Source organism: Pseudomonas sp. 4CAES_32.4 (assembly GCF_058136335.1).
Genome location: NZ_CM176882.1, coordinates 1306684 through 1325314, shown reverse-complemented (window position 1 = coordinate 1325314; position 18631 = coordinate 1306684). Strand labels below are relative to the sequence as shown.

At 58.9% G+C, this 18631-nt stretch carries 23 protein-coding genes; all 23 read right to left on the bottom strand.

Translation table 11 applies throughout. The annotated features are described in order from the left end of the window. Positions 1-15 precede the first annotated feature (15 nt). On the bottom strand, positions 16-1512 hold the full coding sequence (locus AC3Y64_RS05835; RefSeq protein ID WP_489986749.1) for a phage tail sheath subtilisin-like domain-containing protein: 1497 nt from the start codon (positions 1510-1512) through the stop codon (positions 16-18). Next, entirely contained in the window at positions 1512-1691 is a 180-nt protein-coding gene (locus AC3Y64_RS05830; protein ID WP_034154909.1) for a DUF2635 domain-containing protein, read from the bottom strand. The genes AC3Y64_RS05835 and AC3Y64_RS05830 overlap by 1 nt, the downstream gene beginning before the upstream one ends. Beyond that, entirely contained in the window at positions 1688-2272 is a 585-nt protein-coding gene (locus AC3Y64_RS05825; protein WP_489986748.1) for a phage tail terminator protein, read from the bottom strand. The genes AC3Y64_RS05830 and AC3Y64_RS05825 overlap by 4 nt, the downstream gene beginning before the upstream one ends. 172 nt (positions 2273-2444) lie before the next feature. Next, on the bottom strand, positions 2445-3476 hold the full coding sequence (locus AC3Y64_RS05820; RefSeq protein ID WP_489986747.1) for a phage late control D family protein: 1032 nt from the start codon (positions 3474-3476) through the stop codon (positions 2445-2447). 9 nt (positions 3477-3485) lie between these two features. Next, positions 3486-3698 (bottom strand): tail protein X, encoded by a 213-nt coding sequence (locus AC3Y64_RS05815; protein WP_489986746.1) that lies wholly within the window; start codon positions 3696-3698, stop codon positions 3486-3488. Further along, entirely contained in the window at positions 3691-4074 is a 384-nt protein-coding gene (locus AC3Y64_RS05810; RefSeq protein WP_489986745.1) for a phage tail protein, read from the bottom strand. Before AC3Y64_RS05810 ends, AC3Y64_RS05815 begins: the two co-directional genes overlap by 8 nt. Then, a complete protein-coding gene (locus AC3Y64_RS05805) occupies positions 4074-6290 on the bottom strand; it encodes a phage tail tape measure protein (protein WP_489986744.1) in 2217 nt (738 codons plus the stop codon). The genes AC3Y64_RS05810 and AC3Y64_RS05805 overlap by 1 nt, the downstream gene beginning before the upstream one ends. A gap of 128 nt (positions 6291-6418) precedes the next feature. Beyond that, positions 6419-7000, bottom strand: a complete 582-nt coding sequence (locus AC3Y64_RS05800; RefSeq protein WP_489986743.1) for a phage tail assembly protein — start codon at positions 6998-7000, stop codon at positions 6419-6421. A gap of 158 nt (positions 7001-7158) precedes the next feature. Continuing rightward, a complete protein-coding gene (locus tag AC3Y64_RS05795; protein ID WP_158960718.1) occupies positions 7159-7665 on the bottom strand; it encodes a phage major tail tube protein in 507 nt (168 codons plus the stop codon). Next, positions 7665-8831 (bottom strand): phage tail sheath protein, encoded by a 1167-nt coding sequence (locus tag AC3Y64_RS05790; protein ID WP_489986742.1) that lies wholly within the window; start codon positions 8829-8831, stop codon positions 7665-7667. The genes AC3Y64_RS05795 and AC3Y64_RS05790 overlap by 1 nt, the downstream gene beginning before the upstream one ends. A gap of 2 nt (positions 8832-8833) precedes the next feature. Further along, positions 8834-9019 carry a hypothetical protein gene (locus tag AC3Y64_RS05785; RefSeq protein ID WP_463387971.1) on the bottom strand — a complete coding sequence of 62 codons (186 nt, stop codon included), beginning with the start codon at positions 9017-9019 and terminating at the stop codon, positions 8834-8836. Between the two features lie 101 nt (positions 9020-9120). Continuing rightward, positions 9121-9669 carry a DUF4376 domain-containing protein gene (locus AC3Y64_RS05780; RefSeq protein ID WP_489986741.1) on the bottom strand — a complete coding sequence of 183 codons (549 nt, stop codon included), beginning with the start codon at positions 9667-9669 and terminating at the stop codon, positions 9121-9123. 24 nt (positions 9670-9693) lie between these two features. Next, entirely contained in the window at positions 9694-12159 is a 2466-nt protein-coding gene (locus AC3Y64_RS05775; RefSeq protein WP_489986740.1) for a phage tail-collar fiber domain-containing protein, read from the bottom strand. Next, positions 12160-12795, bottom strand: a complete 636-nt coding sequence (locus AC3Y64_RS05770; protein ID WP_489986739.1) for a phage tail protein I — start codon at positions 12793-12795, stop codon at positions 12160-12162. After that, positions 12792-13787: a baseplate J/gp47 family protein gene (locus AC3Y64_RS05765; RefSeq protein WP_489986738.1), complete on the bottom strand. Its 996-nt coding sequence runs from the start codon at positions 13785-13787 to the stop codon at positions 12792-12794. The genes AC3Y64_RS05770 and AC3Y64_RS05765 overlap by 4 nt, the downstream gene beginning before the upstream one ends. After that, positions 13784-14116: a phage baseplate protein gene (locus AC3Y64_RS05760; protein WP_007908814.1), complete on the bottom strand. Its 333-nt coding sequence runs from the start codon at positions 14114-14116 to the stop codon at positions 13784-13786. The genes AC3Y64_RS05765 and AC3Y64_RS05760 overlap by 4 nt, the downstream gene beginning before the upstream one ends. Before the next feature lie 14 nt (positions 14117-14130). Then, on the bottom strand, positions 14131-14739 hold the full coding sequence (locus AC3Y64_RS05755; RefSeq protein ID WP_489986737.1) for a phage baseplate assembly protein V: 609 nt from the start codon (positions 14737-14739) through the stop codon (positions 14131-14133). A 3-nt stretch (positions 14740-14742) separates the two neighbouring features. Continuing rightward, the gene (locus AC3Y64_RS05750; RefSeq protein WP_489986736.1) at positions 14743-15255 is read right to left on the bottom strand and encodes a hypothetical protein; all 513 of its coding nucleotides are present in this window, start codon (positions 15253-15255) and stop codon (positions 14743-14745) included. A gap of 70 nt (positions 15256-15325) precedes the next feature. Next, a complete protein-coding gene (locus tag AC3Y64_RS05745) occupies positions 15326-15664 on the bottom strand; it encodes a phage holin family protein (protein WP_007908817.1) in 339 nt (112 codons plus the stop codon). A gap of 125 nt (positions 15665-15789) precedes the next feature. Then, complete coding sequence (locus AC3Y64_RS05740) at positions 15790-16227, bottom strand: tail fiber assembly protein (RefSeq protein ID WP_489986735.1); 438 nt, start codon at positions 16225-16227, stop codon at positions 15790-15792. A gap of 630 nt (positions 16228-16857) precedes the next feature. Beyond that, positions 16858-17592 (bottom strand): XRE family transcriptional regulator, encoded by a 735-nt coding sequence (locus AC3Y64_RS05735; RefSeq protein ID WP_236427602.1) that lies wholly within the window; start codon positions 17590-17592, stop codon positions 16858-16860. 64 nt (positions 17593-17656) lie between these two features. Beyond that, the gene (locus tag AC3Y64_RS05730; protein ID WP_489986734.1) at positions 17657-17839 is read right to left on the bottom strand and encodes a hypothetical protein; all 183 of its coding nucleotides are present in this window, start codon (positions 17837-17839) and stop codon (positions 17657-17659) included. Positions 17840-17894: 55 nt separating this feature from the next. Then, on the bottom strand, positions 17895-18275 hold the full coding sequence (locus AC3Y64_RS05725) for a DUF1090 domain-containing protein (protein WP_489986733.1): 381 nt from the start codon (positions 18273-18275) through the stop codon (positions 17895-17897). Positions 18276-18631: the final 356 nt, after the last annotated feature.

Below are 18631 nucleotides of genomic sequence, written 5' to 3'. Positions count from 1 at the left end.
CGTCAAACGTGCGGATCAAGCCGCGGCGTCGTACTGCAGACGGAATTGGTTGAGCAGTGCGAACACGCGCAGACCGTTGATGTAATCCGGCGGGAACAGCACGTTCACACGGCTCGGATCCTGCACGTCGCGCTCGACGATCAGGTGCTCGGCGAACAGCTCGGCGTTCTCGACGTGGCCTTCCAGTTCGAGCTTGGCGTACTGGGCGATCAGCTCGCCGCGAATGGTCGCCGGGGTGACGATCGGCTGGCCGGCGCCGAAACGGGTGCCGTCGGAGGCCAGTTTGTGCCGGCCGTATTTGCTGGTGATCACGCTTTGCAGACGACGGACGATGAACGCCGACTGGTGCATGGTTTCGCTGTCCAGATAGGAGTTGTCGGCCTGGCCAAAAGCGTTCTTCTGGTAGGTGGTGATCGAGCGCTGGATACGCACGTAACCGCCTTCGTAGTACGCGGTAGCGATGCCGTAATTGAGCAGCGACTGACGCTCGGTCAGGGTGAAGCGTTCGCTGGCCGGTGCCGGATCAACACCCGGCAGACTGCCGCTTTGCGTCGGACGGCTGGCGTCGGCGGAGATGAATACCGCGGTGCGTGCGGCCAGTGCTGCCGCTTGTACCCAGAACGGTTGCGGAACGCCCGGCTCCAGCGCCTGAATGGTCATGTGCTGATCGTTGCGTGCCTGGCCGGCAGCAACCAGAGTGCCGACAGTGCCGCGTTTAGCGCTGTAGACGTGACCGAACAATTGCTTGGCCCACGACCAGCGACCGGTGCTGTCATCCATGACGGCTTGCCAGGTGTTGAGGGTCGCCAGATCCGACCATGGCAGAGCGATGAACTCGAACGGCTCATCACCGAGCGCCGCGATGGCGTCAACCTGATCCGGCACACCGGCACCGCCGGTCATGGCGGTGATCGCAGTGGTCAGGCCGGCCGGGGTTTCTTCGCCGTTGCTCTTGCCCAGGCGATTGAATTGCAGGCTGATGTCGTTGCCGCTGTCGCCGGTCCATTTGGCGTTCAGGGTGACCACACCTTCGGCAGCGGCAGCGCTGAGCGGCAGGTCGGCCGTGGCGTTGATCTTTTGCGCCAGTGCGGTGGCCGCTTGCGCAGCGCTGGCACCGTTGACCACGGTGGCTTGCACTCGCACGCCGCCGACATACAGATTCAACACGCCAGCCTGAGTCGCGGTGCCGGTCAGGGTCAGCACGCCTTTGGCGATGGCGCCTTCAACGTTGTGCAGCGGCAGGCACCAGATCTCGCCAATCGGGTCGGCCTTGCGGAAGGTCTCGTACATCGAGGCGAGCATCGAGCCCTGACCGCCGATGCTTTTCGCCAGCGCAACGCTGGACACCAACACCAGTTTGCCAACCTCGGTCGGCGCGATGTTGTCGTTGACCTGAGCGACGATCAAACGACGCAGGGTCGAACTCGCGCTATTGGCGGCCGAGTTGTCCATTTCGGCGTAGAACAGCGGTACACGAATGTCCGCGGGGATGTTGCTGAATCCGATCGCCATTATTTGGCTCCCTTTTGTTTGGCTGGTGCGGTTTTGAGAGTGATGTCGCCGTCGGCCAGACGCCGGCGCCACCAGGCGCTGTCCAGCACCTCACGGCCTTCCAGCGGCAGCAGATCGCCGGCCTCCGGGTCAGGCACGACGCGGCCAGCGGCCGGCAGTACGGTGATGCGGTTGCTCATGGGGTTACGTCTCCAGAGAAAGTCATTTCCACGCGCCCATCGGGGCCCGGGCGTTTCAGATTGGGGTCAGCGGGGTCGATCGCATCGACCCGCACGGTGGCCCCGGTAAAGGACGACAAACCGTCCAGTTCACGTTCGTGCCAACTCTCCGCAGGCTGACTCGGCAGATTGCGGCCGAGCTGGAACTCGGCAAAAAAGCGCAGCCGGTAAAAGGCGCGGCTGCTGTTGATCGAGACCAGTTCGCCGCCGTCATAAACGATGGCGCTGTAGTCGTTGTCCGGCTTGAACCCGACCAGTGCGCGCCACAGTTCGGCGCGCAGGTCGTGCAACAGATCCAGCGCTTTTGTAGCGTCGCTGGCGTCAAGCGCCAGGACGATTTCGAAGCGTTCGCGGATCGGTTGAGTGGTGAGGTTTTGCGCGCTGCTGATGCTGGCGAGATCCGCCAGCGGCAGCACGTGGGCCGAGGGTGTCGGCAGATCGGCATTGCCTTGCAGCAACGCCAGATCGACGCCCACCGAAAAGTGATTGGCCAGGCTTGGGCATTGCCCACGCAGTTGCGTGAGGATCGGGGTGATCTTCATGGGGGTGTTCCAGAGTTGAATAAAATTCGGTCTGCAGAACACTGCAAAACCTGTGGGAGCTGGCTTGCCAGCGATGGCTGTGGGTCAACCGGCATCTCTTTTGAACGGGCTGGCCTCTTCGCGGGCAAGCCCGCTCCCACAGGGATCTTCATCGCAGTGAGAACGCGGGGAATCAGTCCTTTGCTGCGGCCTTGGGGTCGAGGCACGCGGCATCAATCACGCAGCGATAGCTGTTTTCACGATTGCCGCTGGCAGTGACTTTCTCGATCGACCAGCGCCCACGCATGAAGTCTGGCCAGGTGTCGTCGAGCAACAACAGCCCTTCAGCCGTCAGCAGTGGATTGCCCGGACAGGTGACTTTCACCTTGTACTTTTTGCGCAGCATCTTGCGCACCTCGCCCTCGCCGACCGCGATGGCATCGGCTTCGTTGGGCTGCTGCTGGCGGATAACCTTGTGCGGCGCCACACCGGTTTCAATCCAGCGCACCACAGCCGCCGCCGCATCCCAGAAACAGGTCTTGCAGCCTTGTGTCTGCTCGCGCGCGGCCTCTTCCAGGGTGGCGCTGATGAAGGCCTGATCGCCGGGACGATTGTCGTGGGTGACCGACAACGTCACATCCGGCAGATCCTGGCCCGAGATTGATTTGATCTGACCGGGCCGCGCCAGCACATACGCATCGCCATAGGGTTTGGCGACCAGGTTGTACTTCTTCGCCAGCCGCGTCAGAAAGCCCATGTCGGTTTCATTGGACTGGTCGACGTGGGCGATCTTGATCATCGCCACGTCCGCTGCAACACGCGATGAAAAACCGTGCTGCGTCACCAGTTTGCTGAACAATTGACCGAGCGTCGTGGGACCATGACTGGCGGTGCGGCGCTGCTTGAAGCCGGTTTCATCATCCTTGGTGAATGGCGCTGCCGTGGCCACCAGGGTCAGGCGAAACGGAAACAAAGTCGGCGTCAGGCGAGTGACTTTGAACTGACCTTTGTCGACCATCTCCTCCATTTCCAGGTAACCCACCAGCAGGCCGATTTTTCCGCCGAGACTTGGCAGCCCTTCGAGACCTTCCAGATCAATGATCAGGGTCAGTTGATCCGACTCGATACCGGCGGCGTCAATGTGCTCCCAACTGATCAGACGCTGGTTGAGCAGATCGGCGTTTTCGCCATAAATCTGCACGACCGGGGTAAAACCCAGTGCCATACAACCTCCTTAATCCCAAGCCGTGAGCGCTTTGAGCGGGGTGGGTTTGCTGTCGAGTTCAGGCAGCACAATCCAGATGCCTGCGGGCAGCACCGAGCCGTGCTCGGCCAAAGTCGGGTTGAGTTTCCACAGCGCTTGTTCGGCGGCGTCATCGCTGCGCCCGGTTTCGCGGTAGAGCAGCAGATTCACCGAATCACCGGCCACGCTTCGAACCTTACGCATTGTTGAACTCCGCTAATTCGATGACCCAATCGAGCACCATCGCCGTGCCGTCATCGATGATCTGGGTCTGGGTTTCCTGCACGTTGTTGATCCGCCACAGGCCCCAGTTTCGACCGATGCCGTCAATCAGCGGCAGCGGGATTCGCAGTGCCTGCAAGGCGCGCAATTCATCGAGCCGATCCATGGCCACGGCGTACATCGACTTGCCGGTGATGGTCAGGGTTTCCGCTTTCTGTCCGGTCTGACTGGATTTGGGCTTGCTGGTGAGGATGGGCAAATCCATCCAGCCGCCATCGGTTTTGCGCAACAACTGGTGGTACGCGAAGTTGCGCGACAGACCGAAAATGAAACTGCCCAGTGCCATTTGTTGTTTCATCAGGCGACTCCATCGGTGAGGGCTGCGTCACGGCGGGTGGCGAGGGGGTTGTTGGTCAACAGCGGCAGGAACTGGCCGTGGAATTGTCCACTCAGTTGCTGCCCGATGATTGTGCGGATTTGCTCGGCAGTATCTGGTGCCGGGCAGGTGACCTGGATCAAGGGCGAGAAGGTGACTTGCTGGTTTTGGCTTTGGGAGGGAGCGTTGACCAGATTTTTCGCGACATCTCCCGGCGAAGAGAGTTTGTCGGCGGGCGGGCTGGCGAGTTTTTCCCCCAGGTATGATCCCGCTAATCCACCCAGGACTCCCCCGATGGCTGTACCGACAACGGGAAGAAAAAGCGAGCCGACGGCCGCGCCAATGGCTGTACCCGCTAACTCACCTGTTGCCGCTCCCACGGCTTTGTCATCACCCTCACGCCAGCCTTTCAGGCCTTTGTAGGCGGCGTGTGCAATCATCAATGGTGCAGCAACTTTACCCACAATAGGCGCAGCGCGAGACAGCATAGGCATAACCTTGGCGCCTGCGCTCCGCACTGCGGGCAAGACCTTGGCAGCCGTGCTTTTGATGGCAGGCATTACCTTGAGCGCTGCACCGCGTAAGCGATTGCCCAGGCTTTGGCGAGCAGCTGGAGTGCGCGGCGGAGCACTTTTCGCCGGGGTCTTGGCCCGTTTGCCTTGCCCCGGCCTGCGTGCTGATCGTTTCTTTTTGCGACCGCCATTGTCGTCATCCTCACCAGCGATCATTTCGCCAATTTCAGACGGTAAACGCGCAGCCGCCAGGCGCAAAAGTCTTGTGGAAACCGCGTCGAGCACTGAGGACACACCGGTCTTCAGCGCGCCTGCTACGAACGGCGTGGCAGCTACCCCAAGCAAAGTCAGTGCAGCGGTGACGAACGGGAAGGATTCGGCCGCCGCGCTCAGTTCATTGACCACCGCAGTCAGCCCGACTGCAAAGCCGTCTGTCACCGGGGCCAATGAATTGCCGACCGCCGTGGACAGCCTGTTCAGACTCGCATCCAGCGCATTCCAGCGTCCCTGCGATGTATTGCCATAAGCCTCAGCGGTTTGTGCCGCCGAACCTGCATCCTCACCGCGTTTAGATGTTGCATACAGGGACTTGTCAGAAACCAGTTTGAACGCAGTTTGAGCATCCTCAGGCTTCTTCAACAACTCAAGGATTGCATCGTTGTTGCCAAACAACGTTTTTGTGAGTGAAGCCTGTTTCTCTTCAGGTTGTTTCTTGAGTTCTTCCAGTACCAAATTGATCGTTTGGGGGGCATCGTCACTCATCCCACGCGCCAGCGACTCGGGGTTCAGCCCCATTTCGGCCCAGGCCGAGCGCTGCGCCGATGAGGCGGATTCACCCTTGCTCAGAACCGTCGTGAAACTCTTCAGCGCCGCTGCGGCATCTGTCTTGTTAGCGCCACTGTTGAGAAATGCCGCCGCAAGTGCAGCCACCTGCTCGGGGGTCATCCCTGAGGCTTTGGCGCCCTCCCCGGCACTTTGAACGACGGAACCGATGTCAGCGGTTTTGACGTTCAGGCCACTGTTGCCAAGGTAGCTGGTCGCGTCTGCCAAGTCCTGGCTCTGCACCCGATCAAGCTTCAGAGCGGTGTGCCAGCCCGCCAACATCTCGCCAGCAGCCTTGACATCGATCTTGAAGGCCGAGGCATTGATGGCGGCATCACGAGAGAAGTCCTGTAATGCCTCCTTTTTCTGCTCGCCCTTCAGACCATCACTGATGCCGGACCGCAATGCTGCCAGTTGCACTTGCAGCAAATCCGCGCCAGTAGACCCACTGGAGGCAACCCGTTTATCACTGGCAATTTCCAGGCTCTTTTCCGAGAGTGCCTGAAGCGATTCGTTGCTCAGGTGCAGCACCTGATTCAATTCAACCAGCGCCGTTTCGTTGGCCATTGCCGACTGAGTGATTTTTGGCGGCGGACGCTGCTCAATCTCGGCCTTGAGTTTGGACTTCGGCTCAGCGCTTGCAGCAGGGGCTGTAGCGCCAGCCTTGAACAACGACTGCTGGCTGACCAGTAGCTCCCGCAGCTTGATCTGCTCCTGAGTCAGCAAACGAATATCCACGCTTGCCAAAGCCAACGTGACGTTCAAATCCTGCAGCGGTTTGCCGAGGTTGTCGGGCAGCGTAAATCCGCCCGTTGTATTGCCGCCCTCACCGGCGTACGTGAGCGCATATTTGCTCTCTGCCATGCCGCTCTACTCCTGTTTTACGCCAAGGCGAGTGATCGCTATGTCGTAGCGGCGCAACGCCTTTTCGGCGTCCCATTCCAGAATCTCCGCTTCACTTACCGGGTAAATGAGCGGGACGATATCGAGGATTACTTCGATGTCGCGTTCCGAAAGTAGGCCGCCGGCTGGTTTAAAAAATCGTCGATGCGCACCTGCAATTGCGTCCAGTCCGGGACGGTCATCAGGGCCAGATCAGGGATCATCAGGCCGGTGCAATGGGCGGTGATGAACTCGGCGCGTTCCTTGGCCGTTTTCAGTTTCTTCATCACTTTGGTCGCGCGCAGCACGGGCATTTCCAGGCTCAGCGAAGTCACGGTGCGGCCGGTCACGGCGAGCGGTTGCAGCAGTTGCACCTGATCGGGATCGGCGGACTTTTCCGCGTCTTCGACCTGGTCGAGAAAATGCGAAGACGGTTGGGTCGACATCTCGTGCACGTACTGGGCGATGCTCACGTAGTCCGGGCGCTTGAGCTGGTCGAGTTCCTTGACCGACAGGCCGGTGGCGAGCAACGCCAGTTCGAAAAATTGATCGTCTTCATCATCGCCGGCGCGTTCCAGCGCTTCTTTTTGCGCGGCGTAGAACAGCGGCTTGAGCTGGATCTGGTTGATCTGCGAACCGTCATCGCCAGTGATTGGCGACAGCAGCTCATGCTGGGGTGGCATCCACGACATGTATGAATTCCTTGGTGATTCTTTTTTAGGGGGTATCGCTATTCCCTTGTAGGAGTGAGCCTGCTCGCGATAGCGATCCTTCAGTCAGATCCATGTCGAATGGACTGACGTCATCGCGAGCAGGCTCACTCCTACAGGGTTTTGTGTTGGGCCTTGAGTTACGGCATCAGCACCGCACGCCGGGCATCACCGAGAATGTCGACGCCGTTGAGTACGAACTTCTGGGTGCGCACGTCGATGTCGATCACCGGCACGCCGTTTTCCAGACGGTTGTAGGTACGGCAGGACAGTTCCAGTGTGGTGATGGCTTTGCTACCCATTTTCAGCGCATCTTCAGCCAGAGATTTCAGCTTGCCGCCTACTGTGTGATAGGTGAACCAGGTGTTGCCGTCCTGATCCTGTCCGGCTTCACGCACGTTCAGCAGGATGTCGTCGCCTAGTTTCACGCCCATCGCCAGCAACACTTCAGCACCGGTGCCTTGCAGCTTGAGCGTGGCATTCAGCGCCTTCGCGCTCTTGGCCATTTCCTCAACGATGAAGCGCCCGCCCGTCATGCTTTCCATGTCGAAGTCAATCTTCGGCGGGGTGAATTCTTCAACGGTCGCCGACAACGGCAGGCCTTGCAGGGTGGCCGCGATGGCCTGTCTTACGCGGTTGGTAAACATTAGAGAACGTCCTCCAGGAACTGCTCGATGATTTCATCGCGGGCGTTGAGTTGATAAACCATGTGTTCGTTCGGCGCGTAGCGGCCGTAGTCGATGACCACGTACCAAGTGCCGTTCTTGTACTTCTCGACGCTGTTGAGTTCCGGGTGCAGGTACACGCTGCCGCCAGGAATGGTTTCGTCGGCGACCAGGGTTTGCAGCCAGTCGTTGATGCGCTTGACCTCTTGATCCATGAAGGATTTGGTCAGGTTCTTGGCCATGGCTTTTTGGCCGGCCTTGACCAGCTTGCGGCTGATCGCATCTTCGAGACCGACGTAGCTGATGAACTTGCCGGTGATCGAGCGGTTACCCAGCAGCGAGAAGCCGCCAAGCACGGTGCGGGCGTAGTAGCTGACGCCGTAGCGGTTGAGCAGATCGCCTTCGGTGGAGGTGTCGAGGATGTTGTATTCAACGACCCGCGACACGTCTTCGGCGTAAGTCACCTGATTGCCCGGGCTCTCCCACTGCTTGACCTTCGCCAGCGCAGCAATCGCCAGACTGGACGGCGACAGGAAGACGTTTTTCTTCGCCGCTTTCGAGTACACGGCGGGCATGTTGTGCACCACCAGGCAACGGTCGAAACCGAGGTCGGCGCCGCCCAATTCCTGGCTGTACAGCACCTGATCGGCGACCGAGGCGTCCTTGCCGTCCAGCACCACACGGGCCTTGATGCGCTTGCCGAACGAGGCGAACTCGCTAGCCACTGCTTTGGTCCCGGTGAAGCCCGGCGCGCCGATGATGGTCAGGTCTTCCGGAACGCTGCCCAGCGCGGCCAGACCGAGCTTGCGACCGGTCAGCGGATCGACGCCGCCGATCACGTTGTTGACGGTGTCGGCCGGGGTCGCGCCCGCTTCGACGATGACCACGTACACCGGCACCTTGACCACTTTGAGGATCTGGTAAACCGCGTGGTACAGGGTGCCCTCTTCCGCACCGGTCGGATCGAGCAGCGCATGAGTAGTGAAGCTGTTGATGCGAAACGCTGCGTTACGCGGAATCAGCGGATCGGCGTTCGGCGCAGTGCCGACCAGACCGATGACGTTGTCACCCAGGCCACCCATGGCCTCGGGGGATTCGGTGGCATTGACGGTAATGCCGTTGTGCTCGAAGTTCAAAACCTCAGCCATGTTCAGTCAGCCTTCTTGGCAGCGGCCTTTTTGGCCTGGGTGGATTGGGTTTTCAGTTCCAGTCGACCGGCGAAGTGCAAGGCACTCGCTTCGACGTCGAGCAGATCAAGGTCTTGGCCGATGCTCGACCAGTGCCCACCGCCGGTGGGGAATGGGACGAGCACGGTGTAGGTTTGGCGGGTTGCCATTTTTCGTTTCTCCATAAACGGGAAAGCCCCTCGTAGGGAGGGGCTTGGCGGGTGTTGAATGGTTTTAAGCGGACAAGAAAACGCCCCGGGGTGCGGGGCGTTTATTGGGGCGTGGTGACTGGCATAGCCGCCGAAGAATCGGGCCAGCCTTCCTTGAGCATTTCATCGGTGTAAGTAGCTGACTCAAGCGCATTCAAAAGGTCTAGCTCTCGGTCAAAACAGGCCTGGACATGAGCACGAACAGCTTGAGCGATGGCCAGAATTTGCGTTGCGTTGATCTGGACAAACCCATCCAGCGTTTTGAAATTGCAGCGGTACTCCGAGTCGAGAATCGCCGACAGGCCGGTACTGGCGATGAGTGCCTGACTATCACGCGTGGTCTCGATGCTCACGCCGTCTACAGTGATGCCTGATGCCTCATGTGCGAAACGCTCTGCTGCGAACAATGCGGCGTAATTCGTTTCGACCTTCGGAATAGGTACTTTGACTACGTCACCATCGATCAGCTTCCAGATACCGTCCATATCAGTTCTTGTCGCTAAAAACACCGCTTCGCTGAGTTCAATAGCATGCTCGGGAATAACGCTGTGAATGCCCGAGTCATATCGACCAGTCAGCGTTCCGTTCTCATCAAATGTTGCGAACTTCATGATTAATCCTCACCTCTCGGTGTGTTAGCGACCAACTGCAAAATAGTAAAACTGGCCGGCAGCCTGACCCGTATTGCGAATAGTCACGTTAGCTTTACTGATCCCTTTGATTTGCCCGATATAGGTCGAGCCTACGGGAGCGTCCGTAGCGGTATTGGGATAAGTGGTAAAAACTGATGGATTAACCAACGGATAGGCTATCGGGAAAGCCTGTACATAGTTGCCTCCAGATGGAATAGCGAGCGTCATGCCCCATTGCAGAATCAAACCTCCCAGCCAGGTTGGAAAGATGACGTAGCTGCCACTCATGTCGCCGGATACACTGATGGAGAATCCCCAGCGCAGTTTCTTCGGAGTTACGATCGTTTTGTCGTCTGCGCCTGCATCCGCCTGCACTTGAGTCGCAACTTGTGCTGTGCCTTGATTGGTTTCGGAGGCTTGTTGCGCCAGCGTCGCCAGCGCAGTGATATCGATGTTTCCCTGATTGATCGGTGCGTTCCAGGCTTTGATACACCACATAACCGCAAGGTTGCGCGGCCGGACAATGCCAGCGTACAGATCGCTCGGCACACTTGAGCCAATCAAAGTGGCGTACCCCATGGTTACTGGGTACGTATTTCCTGCAGCCGATAGTGCATCCAGACCAAACTCGGCAGCCTTGCTACCGCTGGCTGCCCCCATACCCATTGCGGCAGTGAGACCGTTCGAATCCGCGTCATAACCAGAAAGCGAACCTTTCTGTTGACTGCCCATCTCACGTCCAGCATCCACGCCTCGCCCATGATCCCAACCGCGCAGAAATTCACCGCGCGACTCGGGCAAGCGGAAGTTGCCGGTACCCTCACTCCCTTTGTTATAGGTGGTACCAAGGTACGCAGCCAGATCCGGGTAAGTCGCAATGCTCTGCACACTGCCATCCAGTTCCAGAAAACCGGGCGGCACGATGCCCGTCGGGAAAGCCATCACCGCACCGACCGGCACGGCAGATCCAAGCCGAGATACTTCCTCGACCAGTGCCGCTACGTCGATGTTTCCTTGATTGACCGGGGCGTTCCAGGCTTTGATGCACCACATCACCGCGACGTTACGCGGACGGTTTTCTGTGGCTGTCCGGGCCTGTCGCGCGTTGTCAAAATTCAAGTTGGTATAGGCATCAGCCGCAGCACTCGTACCCTTTGCAACCCCGGACTTTGAACCACTGTATACGCCGTTAACCACCTGGCCGAGTCCCGTGGAGTCTGCGGCAGAAATCCCGCCCGTCAGCCGTTGCATAGCGTCCAGTTGCAGAGTGCCTATCTGACGCCCCTCATCGATTCCACGCCCATGATCCCAACCACGCAAAAATTCCCCACGCCCCTCAGGCAGGCGGAAATTACCAACCCCCTCATCCCCTTTGTTGTACTTGCCGCCCAGATAAGCACTCAAGTCCGGGTAAGTCGCGCTGCTCTTGACGCTGTTATCCAGCTCGAGAAAACCCGGCGGTGGCGAATCAACCGGGAACGCCACAATCGAACCCACCGGCAATGCCGATGCTTTGGCAATCAGTGCTTCAACTTCAGCCTTGGTATACGAATCCTTGATACCAAACCCAGCCAACGTTTCAGGATTCGCACCCGCCGTCGCCCGACCATATTCATCAACCGTCAGACTCTTGTAAGTCCCGGCAGCAATCCCGGTACGCCCCGCCAGCATCTTGAACGTCAGCGCAGTTGTGCCGAGGGTGATCGGGGCATTGGTGGTCAGGTGCCACAATGAATCTCCGTTCGCCGTACCCTCCTCGACCATCACCGTCAGGCCCGGCGTGACCTTGGCGTTGCTGTTGGCATCCGTCGCCCGCAGCCAGTCGCCATTGGCGACAATCCACAGGCCGTTGTCCTTCGCCAGCGTCTGACTCGGCAACAGCACACGGTCACCAGCGACCACCGCGACACCGTCAATCTGCTGCGCGCCGTTCAGCACGACATTGCCCGTCGCGGCGACACGCACCGATTGCTTGCCATCAAGTTTGCCGAGTTCTTCGGCGAGGTAACTCATGACCCAAGCACGCGTGGCCTTGACCACCGTGTCATCAATCAACAACGTCACCAGCGATGCATTACTCGTTTCGAAAATCGAACGAATATAGAACTCTTTGCCCGAGCCAGAAGTGGCCAGAACCGGTTTGAACGACTCCGGATATTTGACGATGGCGTAGAGAACTCCGGTATCAGTCCACAGCCCCGCTTCTCGCACATACCAGCCGCCGACATCCGGCGGAATGGTCACTTCGGCGAGCAGCCAGCTCGGATTTTTCTCGTCCTGGAACAGCGCATTGAGCGGTCCGCGCCAGACTTCGCGCTTCAGCGCAGTGGCGGTGGCCGCCGGGTTGTAGACCGCGCCGCCGCCATCGCCGACGGAAATCTGCGTCAACTTGATCGGCGTGCCTGCGGCTTTGCACGCCGTTTCGTAGGCAATCCCTGCGTTGGTGAGCAGGGTGTAATAGTCAGCCATTCAGGCCCCCTGAGGATAAATAGTGGATGTTTCGACGGTGTAGAGCGCCGCCGCCATGAACGCTTCGCCCGAGGTTTCGAGCCCTTCGATGACGATCGGATAAACCGTGGTCAGCTCACCGCAGAACGTCGCGGCGCCGATGACGTGATTGCCGAACGCGCTGAGCCCCACCGAGACCGTCAGCACATCCCGCTCGCTTTTGGCATCGGCCAGGCGTCGGTCGAGACGGGCGTCGATGGCTTCGCTATAGGGTTGTTCGCTGAAGGCGCGCACGGAAAAGCTGTACGGCGCGCCGGGCGGTGTCTGTTCGTACCAAGCGCGGATTTCCGGGCGCAGTTGCAAACCCTTGGCAGCGTTTTCCAATGCCTTGCGAGTGCCGGCCTGACGTGCCGTGGGCCAGGCGAGTTCAACGGTCAGGCGTTTTTCCGCTTCCGGCGCATCGGTGCTCCATTCGGCGACACCGCGATCCGCTGCCAGATACGGCAGAAAAGCGACCGGCGTTTCGCTGGGGTTCATCAATTCGGGGAACGGCGGCGCGATGCGATCCAGCAATGCAGCGAAGCCCAGATCCAGACCGCGCTCGAGGGCCGAGCTGTTGGCGGGCAACAGCGTCGCGCGCTGAGTTTTTTCACTCATAGCGTCAGCACCTCGACTTCAACCGCCGTGCAGTACGGCGCTTGAAACGCCGTGGTCACGATCGGCGCCAGCGGTTCCAGAATCTGCAATTGCACGGCTCCGGCGCTGTGCAGCGTGAAGTCGATCCAGCTCGGATCGACCCGGCCTTCGAGACGATGACAGCTGTCGGCGTAGGCCTGTAATTGCTGCTGCGCCGCGACTTTTGTCAGGCCGGAATCAGGGCCCGAATTGATCTTGGCGACGACGCGAATTTTGTAGCGCTGAATGTCGGCAGACTTGACGGTGACGAGATCGGTTTCCGGTCGCACGTCGGGACGGGCGAAGTGCTGACGCACCCCCTCAAGCAGGGCTTCGGACGCGGTGCCGTCGCCCTCTCGCGCCAGCACCGTGACCTGCACTTCGCCGGGCGCGGTGCGCCGGCCGTTGCCATCCTTGACCTGCGCGGCGAGGCCGTTCGGGTTGAAGGTGTACGTGACGTTCACCACACCGGCATCGCTGGATTCGACGCTCACCGTTGGCCGCTCGCCGAGGGTGAACACTTCGCGGCGATACTGCATTCGCGAACCTGCTGCCGGAGCATGGGGCGCCAGGTAATAACGCAAACGCGCATCGTCGTCACTTTCATAAATCGGCGGCACCGGCGGGAATGCCGCCGGGTCGCCGGCATCCAGCAACTGCCGTTCGAGGCCCATGTCTGCCAGCCGCGCATTGAGGTTGCTGCCGGTCGCCCACCACGCCAGCATCTGCTTGATGCGTGCGTTGTATTTGCGTTCATGGGTTTGCAGCCGGACGCAAAAGGCTTCCAGCGCCAGGGTCAGCAACTCGCTTTCGTTGTCGAGACTGATCTTGAGTTTTGCCGCACTGTCCGGCGAGCGCGCAGCGACGTATTCGACGACGAACGATTTGAACTCGGCGAGCAAATCCTCAAAGGCGTCGACGGTGATCAGGGCGGGTTCGGCCAATTGGTTCTGGCCGGGAATCAACATGCTCATGTCACGACCTCGAAGGTTTGTTGACGGTTTTTCCAGGTGCCGGCGAAGCGCAGCAGCAGTCCAGCGCCCTGACGGCTGGCGACGATCACTTGCGGTTGAAAATCGCTGATGCCGTTTTGTGCGTTATAGAACGCTTGCGCGGCGTGGCTCTGCGCTAGCAGCAGGACGTCGTCACCGAGGTTCTGCCCCAGCAGCGAGGGGATCAGCGATCCGTACAAGGGCCGTTTTTGCCGGGTGCCCAGCGGCGTGGTCAGGGCCCGGGTCGCGCGCTGCACAAACTGCAGCCAGTCGTCGACCGTGGCCCCACTGTCTCTATCGATTCCGATCATGGAAAACTCTTGAATCAGGGGCTAATGACACGGCCCTGGTGATCGACCAACGGGCCGCTGAAGTGCACGCCGGAGGCGTCGATGGTCAGGCCGACGGCGCCCAGTTGCAGGGTGATCAGTTGTGGCGTCATGGCCAGTCTGGCCGGGCCGATGCTCAGTTCCAGCGCTTCACGAGAACCGCTGAAAAAAGCCGGGCCGTTCTGCCAATGGAGGGTGTGGGTGGCGTCGTCGTAGCCGCTTTCGCTGCCGTCCTGATGCACACGACGAGTCAACGTCGGCACCGTGGAGGCCGGTGGAAAACGGTCACTGTTGAGGCCGAATAGAGCCACGCTCTGCGCGCCGCTTTCGCCGCTGCCGTAGTTGAACAGCAGACACTGCTCGCCCACGCTCGGGATCCGCGATTCGCTCTGCGCCCCGGCACTCGGGTTGAAGAACTTGATGGCCGGCGTCAGCAAACCACCGTGGCTGACCTGGCAGGTGTTGCTCGCGGCGTCGACAGTCTGGCAAATGCCGATGCGGCAGAAGCTCTCGGCGCGGCGGTTAAGGTCTTCGATCTCCGCTTCCATTTCCGCGAGGCGTTCGATGATCGGCCCCAGTTGCATGCGCAGTAATGCGTCGAACATCGATCAGCCCTCCAGCGCGGTGTATTGATCGGGATCGTCGATGTTGCTGACCTCCCAGGTACGGGCGAATTTTGGCGTGCCGAGCGGGTCGTCAAGCAAGGTCGGACCGAGGTAGAGGGTCTGTTCGAACGTCAGGGTCCAGGCCTTGAATTGCTCGCCGAACAATGACGGCAAGCCATCGATGTTGGTCGGCAAATCACATTGATCACCGGGCAAGTTCCAGCGGTTATCGGTGATCAGGTTTTTCAGCACGGCAATCAGATCGCACGCTGCAAACGCGGTTGCAGAAAGCGCCGGTACGACTTGCAGCGACACCGTCATGACATGAGCGATACGCCCGTCAGCGGCACGCACTCCTGGTGCATTGCGGTCGAAGTCGATCAGCACCCAGGCCTGATCGCCCGGCGCCGTGAATTCGTCGTGATTGCCGACGCTGATATTGAGTCCGGCGGTGTTGCGCAGCGTCGTCGCGATGGCGGTGAACAATTGCGACGGCTGCTGGATCGGTGTGGGCATACATGACCTCCTTTTCAATCGTCCACGCGCAGCCCTGCCGCCCAAAGGGCGGCACGAATGACATTCAAGGTTAAGGCTGGTCGCGGGGTGGAACTTCGCAGACGCCGATGCGCTTGGCGGCCCAGCGTTCGTACAGACCGATGGCCACGTCGGCACCGGCCATTGCGGTGAGGCAGCCGAAGGCGCCGGCAGCCCAGATCGACATGCCGGCGGCATACAGCAGCATGATCGCCGACACGCCGCAGATCATGCAGGCGCCAGAACGCAATGCCAGACGCCGCAGCAATGACCAGCCACGGGCGCCCTCCTTGTCGGCACGCCACATTTCGCCGGACACCCCGCCCACTACGGCGAGAAGGATGACCAGCCAGATCGGCATGTCGGCCAACGCTTGTTGCTCGTTTGTCATGTCACGCCCCCTGGTGTGATGGATGAGTGGTGTGTGTTGGGTTCAATCGATTTCTCTTGAGGTAGGCATTCCGAAAAACCCGGCACTGGGCCGGGCTTTTCAGTAATGCGCTCTCATCCCTTCGACTAGAAAGGGGCAACAGGCCAGTTGATCGCAGATGGATACCCAGACTGATTGCGGACTTCGCTGACGTCGATCCAGTACTGTTTGTAAAGCGCCAACGTCGTTACTTCTGCTGGCGCCGCTACACCGAGATCAACTTTGTATTGCAGTGGGTTGAACACTATCCATTGCGCGGCGACGTCGAACCGTTCCTGCATACGCGCATTGGTCATTTTGCGATGCTCCAGGTCAGTCGGTTCGACAAAGAGCAAACCTTCCGCATCCAGATCAAAAACCTTCCAGCCGACATGAGCGGTTGTATATCCGGTGATGTCATACCACCACCCATCCGACACGCCGTCCGGAAGCGTGGTGGGCATGGCATCTTCCGTTTCCAGAATCTGCAGGGCTACCTGATAACCGGTTTTGTAAACAGTCCCGACCAAAACGTAACGATTCATTGTCCTTGCCTCCGATGATTTCGAGCGCCCAAAGCGGCCGACCTGCGAACTTCTTGAACGTCCACCAGGCAGTCCGTGAAGCCGGGCAACTTGCCGGGCAAATAGAGATTCATTTGAAACTCCTCAATGGGTTGTCCTTTCAAGTGGGTGTTGCGATGAAACCTGGCAGGCATTCCAAAAAACCCGGCAATGCACCGGGCTTTTCAGTAATGCGCTCCTTCGCCTTCCTTCAAATCCTGTGTTCAAGAAGGAAGCTGACTTTTCGGCGCTACTGGCGCGGTACGAGTCCATTCAAATTGTTTTTCCGACCGCGGTCCCTGCCCGCCGGATAACTGCTTCTGGTGCTTTACGCTGCACACCCGGGTCAGTTGCCAACCCTCTGAACCGTTAAGGCCGGTTCATCGCTGCCTGTTCTTGTGGAACTAAAGAGCTTGTCTTGCCAGCCGCTTTGTCGAGCGGCTTGGTGGCAAGAATATGCATGGATGCATATACAGTCAATGCGTAAATGCATTTATTTATGCGTTTAAAATGCACAGGCGCATGGAGGCCCCGTCCAGAAAGGCCTTGAGGATTTTCTGCAGGCGAAAAAAAACCCGCCGGGAGGGCGGGTTTCATTTGAAGTCGATCAGATCAGCGGGCGTACATGCCCCACCAGAAGACGTGTCCGAGGATGACGATCTGCTCTTCCTGGATTTCCTGGAAGCTGTAGTCCTCATCCGGGTGCTCGTCGCGATTGAAGCTGCGCAGGCGGATGCCGGTCGGCAGGCGATAAAGCTGTTTAACGCGCAGCTGGCCGTTGTGATTGATCGCATAGAGATCGCCATCAATGATGTCGCCGATGCCGCACTTGCCCGCATTTACACCCACTGTGGCGCCATCACGCAGCACCGGCAACATGCTGTTGCCACGCACGGTCACGCATTTGGCCTGGTCGAACTGCACACCATTGTGGCGCAGACTGCGCTTGCCGAAGCGCAAGCTAGAGCGCTCGCTCTCTTCAATGACGAATCTTCCTGATCCAGCAGCCAATTCAACCTCGCGAAGGAACGGCACCGACACTTCGTCATCATCGACAGGCGTATCGTCGTCCCACAGCATTATGTCCTTGAGTTCCGCGTGCACGGCATCACGCGTGGCGCCTGCCGCCTGCGCGACATCCGCGCGCCCGCGCAACTGATCGGTACTGACATTGAAGTACTCGGCAATCTTCGAAATGTGTTTATCCGAGGGATCGACGATCTTCCCGCTGAGAATCCGCGAGAGAGTGGATTGAGGCACGCCGGTGCGACGGTGGAGCTCCGTGGGGGAGATCCCGTGCTGGTCGAGCAGTGCTCTTAAGACGGAGGCTACGTTGCGTTTTTGCATAACGCGCATAATGCTTGAAGTTATTCGCGAAGACAAATGCTGTTTTGCATAAGTGATGCATAAATCACGATTTGACCCGACGTGCTGCCGCGTTGGCTCGCTTGAGCCGATCGCTTCGGGCTTTTTTGTCGTAGTCGTCTTTCGCGCCCATGATGCCACCGGCGGCGTATACCCAATCGGTAGCGGTGCAACCCGAAATCAAAACAGCAGAGGTAAAGAGAGAAGCAAAGATAAATGCATTTTTCATTGTCGAATTTCCGCAGGTCACTGATATAGACGTGGGTTTACAGCTGAGTTGGCGCTTAATCATCAAACAGCGCTTGCAACTTCGCTTCGGCACGTTCGAGCCTGGCTTCATGCTTCTTGATGACTTTCACATCACCGTACTGACGCGCCGCCTTCAAATGGTTTTGTCTGCGCCGAACTTCCGCTTCGGCCTTCTGAATGGCTCTTTCGTGGTCATCTTCTGCAGAGGACTCACGACAGTAACGCTCGACATTCGCCAGCGCTTGCTCCAGGCCGGCCTTGCGGTAAACATTATCCGCCGCATCCGCGCGTTCTATTTGCCGAACAAGTTCAATGCGGCGATCGGCGCAACTTTGGCGCGAGTCGGCGAATGAACGCTCAACGATTAAAAGGCAACTGACCACCAGCATCAGGCTGCAAAAAATACTCAGCTTCATCAAACGAACTCCAAGTAGCGCTTCTCGTCAGAACGACCGCAGAAATAACTGACCCGATTCCAGGCATCACGGCAATTCAAGGTTTTCTGTAGACCGTATAAGGCGGCCGAAACCATTTCACGACAGCATGTCTTGCACGTTGGGAAGTGCTCCACCATCCACGCCATTGGCACATAAACATGATCAAAACACAGTAACACCGGCGTACAGTCAGACAGCGTGGATAGACTCACGTCTTTCTCTTTGCCACCAATTGCCGCGGCAACAAATACAGTGCCTTCTCTATTAATGGCAATGGATCGTTTCCAGGCCGGGGCTTGAACCCTATGAGAACTGCGCACACAAAACCAGAGCAT